At 41.0% G+C, this 4,649-nt stretch carries 5 protein-coding genes; 4 read left to right on the top strand and 1 reads right to left on the bottom strand.

What is annotated here, in order from left to right:
• Positions 1-633: 633 nt before the first annotated feature.
• A complete protein-coding gene (locus tag BIT28_RS00325; RefSeq protein WP_075761652.1) occupies positions 634-1,020 on the bottom strand; it encodes a hypothetical protein in 387 nt (128 codons plus the stop codon).
• A gap of 133 nt (positions 1,021-1,153) precedes the next feature.
• Between BIT28_RS00325 and BIT28_RS00320 the strand changes: the two genes are divergently transcribed.
• The 4 genes from BIT28_RS00320 to tnpB all read left to right on the top strand — a co-directional run.
• The gene (locus BIT28_RS00320) at positions 1,154-2,212 is read left to right on the top strand and encodes a helix-turn-helix transcriptional regulator (protein WP_175577467.1); all 1,059 of its coding nucleotides are present in this window, start codon (positions 1,154-1,156) and stop codon (positions 2,210-2,212) included.
• A gap of 163 nt (positions 2,213-2,375) precedes the next feature.
• Positions 2,376-3,719 (top strand): PD-(D/E)XK nuclease family protein, encoded by a 1,344-nt coding sequence (locus tag BIT28_RS00315; protein WP_075761650.1) that lies wholly within the window; start codon positions 2,376-2,378, stop codon positions 3,717-3,719.
• Between the two features lie 287 nt (positions 3,720-4,006).
• On the top strand, positions 4,007-4,330 hold the full coding sequence (gene tnpA, locus BIT28_RS00310) for an IS66 family insertion sequence element accessory protein TnpA (protein WP_075761649.1): 324 nt from the start codon (positions 4,007-4,009) through the stop codon (positions 4,328-4,330).
• On the top strand, positions 4,327-4,649 hold a 323-nt coding region (tnpB, locus tag BIT28_RS00305), incomplete at its 3' end, for an IS66 family insertion sequence element accessory protein TnpB (protein ID WP_139310411.1). The genes tnpA and tnpB, both read left to right, overlap by 4 nt.

Here is a 4,649-nt window from a genome sequence, read left to right as displayed (position 1 = left end):
TATCTCCGATTCATTAAGGGAAATATGATGATAAGTGCACTGTAGGGTTATTTGAATGTGGTGATCATGGAGCGCTTACAATGCTCTGCTTCCAGTAGTTGATTCAAAAAAACTGAGTACTCTGAATGTGGTGAGAAGGGGAAAAAAGCTTGCCGCCTAACGGTCACGTGAAGTTGCAGCTCATTAATATCAAGGGGTTCAAAATGAAGACCGCCTCTGAATATTGGATATCTCCAGTGCGATTCAAGATCATGAAGAGGGTAAAAGGTAGGACAACCTCGATCTCGGTGGAGGTCATCCCAATCTTCATTGGCAAATATATCAAGGGTAGACTTCCTGTAAGAGAGACAGTTACTAATTCCAATCCACTCTCCGCGTTTGTTCAAGCAATGTATTCGGATAGGATCGCACTCGACATCATAACCAACAGATTTACTACTGTTTGATTTATACTTGTGACGCAGATCTTCTGTTATTGCCAGTATAATGGCTAGTCGATTTGCGAATTTCTTGATCGACTCAGATGTCCAATTGTTTATGTGCTTGAATGATCTTTCTTGGGATTCGAGCATGCGTTTATTTCCTCTATTCTACCTGAAGCAACCAGAGTAGAGGTAATTGCGTCATCTAATGTCACGTCGCTATACGACGTGTATGCGAAGTAGCTATTCTATAGCAGTCAAGTTTTGACACCTTTTCTATATTATCCAACATCGTATCTACAATATCTTTTGTCACCCAATGTAAAGAAATTCCTGAGCTATCAACCTTTAAATACCCATGAGGTCGAGGCGACAGTACTCTAATGTTTTCCAGCAATGAATCTAAAAAATCGACAATCGCTTTCCTAGCTATTCGATATTCAGCAGCTTCCTCATGGGATAGACGCCAACTACAATAGGTCGCCATTTCGTAGGGTGGCTTTTCTTGAAGGCTGCCAAAGAAAATGAAGCCTTTGGCATCCGTTAGCTTTGGATAGATATCGAGTATTTCTAAGACAATTTGCTCTCTTGTTTTCATGTCACATAATCACCGATGCTTTCATTAGCATTCAGGATAGCGACTTGAACGACATCTAATGTCTCATTGATGCGTGTGGGTGCGACATTACGTGACGCATGTCGACGTAACATTACCTAACATGCTAAATAATATGAATAAATCAACAGAGTTAGGCCACAATATGAGCGACGTAGTTCAAGAGCGCAGAAGGAAGAGTGCTATTTTAAGAAACTTAGTTATGGTTGATCGCATACCTGTTTACCCTCAACGAGGCTTAACAACTGCAGCTATCCATCAAGCTTTACTTGATGAAGGGTATGAGATTTCCAAAAGAACTGTTCAAAGAGATCTTGAAAAACTTGCTGATTGGGCAGCATTGGATTTCAAAGATGACGAGTTTGGTCTAAGACGTTGGTTTAGAGCTATCAAAAAGTCAGATGTAATAGATCTTGTACCTGCATCCGAAGCGTTCCTTCTTGTGCTATCGCAAAAACTTCTTCGTAAGGCTGTTCCACTAAATATGTCTGACAAGCTGGAAGAATGGTTTAACAAAGCCGATGCCAAATTGTCATCAAAGCACTTGTTCTCAAACTGGAAAAGCAAGGTATATGTCGTTTCTGATAGTTACCCACTAATCTATGATGAACATCACATCGATGAGGAGCATAGAGGGGTAATCTATGATTGCGTCCTCAATGAAGAGCAAATAAAAATTTCATATCAATCAGATAGTTCAGACCGAATCAAAGACTATATCCTTAACCCACTAGGTTTGATAATAAGAGATCAAAGTCACTACTTAGTGGCGACGAAAGATATAACTCCTGAAACGCCTCAACTTTTTTTATTCCACAGGATTTCATGTGCAGAGAAGGTGTATTTGGACATAACTACACCAACGTCGTTTTCCATTGAAGACTACTTTGCGAAAAATCCGACTGGCTGGCTACTTGGAGACAAAGTTGAGGAGATTGTACTAAAGGTGAAGGGTTACGCATTAGATGTCGTGACACACAATAAGTTGGCGCAAGATCAAGTTTTGGAACAGTACGATGATACATGGTGGAAAGTGACTTTTTCATGTTACCCCACCTACGACTTGATAAGTTGGATACTCAAGTTTAGCCAAGATGTGGTTTGTGAGTCTCCATATAATCTCAGAAAATCAGTAATAAAGCGCTTAAGTGATTCAATGAGCAACTATATGTAAAGAGTGATTAGTCAAGAAATAGACACCTTCTTTATGAAGAAATAACAGTATATTCAAACTTGATTATAGATAATGAAATAATACTGAAAATATAGACCGATTTTTTATTGTCTAACCCTATACATGACCAAATTCTACATTCCAAGAAACAACTAGGATCAAGATGGAAACCGAGACCCAAATTTTTAAGCCCACCACGTCTAGCTGGGATACACTTTTCTTGTCTTATCAAAACTATCAGCAAAGGCGGCAAAATCTCATTGTTCAAGGTATTAATGACTATTGCTTGCTCGGTACTGTGTTAAAAGTACATGACGAAACTCGCTTACACTCACGCTTTATAGCTTCTTTGCTTAACAGTCGAGGACAACACTACAAACAAGGCTTTTTCACAGAGTTGTTACTTACTTTGTTACCAAGTGAACTACAAAAATTTGAGCCTAACAAAGTTGAGGTGCAGCTTGAAGTTGCTACAGGAAAATTAGATAACCACCTAAAAAAAGGCTTCATTGATATTCTAGCATCGGACGGCCAGCAGTATTGGATTATCGAAAATAAACTCAATGCTAAAGACCAGGGAAAGCAAATGGCGAGGTACATAGATTGGGCGCGAGATGAGCTAGATAGCGACATATCTGCAAGTCAGCTAACTTTTATCTATCTGAGCAACAACAAAACTAGACCTAGCAAGTCTAGTCGGGGAGATTACGACATTGTCGAGAAAGACGGTTTTGGCTGGGTTCATGATGGGCAATCCAAAGAACCTGTTTGTCGATACTTAAATCTCCATTATCACCATCATATTTGCGATTGGCTTGAATTGATCCTTGAAGCCCTCGACAAACAAGACCAAATGCGTCCGTTTATCACAGATTATCAAACAGCCCTTAATCGCTATCTTAAAAAGGACAAGAGCAAAGTGAACACTCTTATTGACTTTATTAATTGTGACAACTCCATTGACCGCGCTGAACACCTCTCGATGTTAAAAGACATAGAGCTATCTTTGCCAACAGTAAAAGCACAATGGTTAACCGCATTTATGCAACAGTGCGAGAACTACGTAGTTCAACAAGGACTACTAGATAGTGAATACGAAAATACTAAGCAAACATTTAAACCTGATTCTCATTACAGTGAGTCAGATGCAGTTATTTGGTTCAAACACGCATCACCGAACTCAAGCGATAAAGGTAAAGAGAAAGGTATTTTCTTACCTCTAGCAGAAGAGGTTTCACGTAAGAATGGGATAGACGGCACTGTATACCTTTCAATCCTTTATGGTAAACGAAAGCTACACGTTGGTCTGCATATTGAGTCTGACGATAGCGTAACCATAACCCTAGACAAAAGAAAACGTTGGAAAAGCATCCCTAATCATACCTTGTACTCTAAATGCGTTGACTTGGCTGAGGACATTTGGCTGATGGGGAACGACAATAAGCTTCCACAATCTATGGTGAATCTTAAAACACTATGTCAGAGGCTAAAAGAAGGTCGCGTATAAACTGCCACCATCCGATTCACAAAGCGGTGGTATGATCAATGATCAAATAAAAGATACATCCGCCAAATAAGGCTGTAGTGATTTAGGATGAACTTTCTAAAGAAAATCATCGATAACACAATATAAGAGTCTTTGCCCTAAGAAATCTTGGGGCACAGGCTTTTCAGAAGAAAAGCCTGTTTCAGCACCTGTCAGCAGTCTGTTTGTATCCGCCCCATAAACCCCACATTCAAATAGGATGATGAGCCTTTTATGATCTTAATTCCGACACATGAGGAGACAAGATCATGGCCAATCGACGTAGCGACCAGGAATGGCTGGCAATATTTCGGCAATACGAAAACAGCTCCCTGACCCAAAGAGAGTTCTGCCGACAGAACAATCTCAGCCCTTCAACCTTCTTTGCTAAACGGCGTTCGCTGCAACTATCCAATGAAAGCCATCAAAGCGGGTTTGTTCGTGCAGAAGTGGTTGAGCAGACAACGCACTACCAGTTCACCAAACCCGCCCTGGCAAATATGACGCTCAGTATCAATGAAATCGAGCTAAGCATTCCGCAAGGTACACCTGTGGGTTATCTGGCAGAGCTTATTGGCGCTCTCCAGTCATGAAAGGGTTAATCAGTCCTCCTGCCATTTACCTGTACCGTGAGTTCGTTGACTTCCGCAAATCCATCAACGGCCTGGCAGCGCTGGTCGAATCCGAAACCGATCTGTCTTTAGACTCAGGAGCGCTGTTCTTGTTTACCAACAAACAGCGCGACAAAATGAAGGTACTCTACTGGGATAACACAGGCTTCGCCCTTTGGTACAAGCGCCTGGAAAAAGACAAGTTTAAGTGGCCATCCAGCGGCGTTTTTCAAGGTAGTTGTCGCCTAATCATGTTTAAGCAGCTTGTTCCAACTGCTCGTTTATATCTGGTTTCTCTGGG

The sequence above is a fragment of the Photobacterium proteolyticum genome (assembly GCF_001939735.1).
In the GTDB taxonomy this organism is placed as follows: domain Bacteria; phylum Pseudomonadota; class Gammaproteobacteria; order Enterobacterales; family Vibrionaceae; genus Photobacterium; species Photobacterium proteolyticum.
Note: the sequence above shows the minus strand (reverse complement) of the source record. Positions and strands in the feature narration are given on the sequence as shown.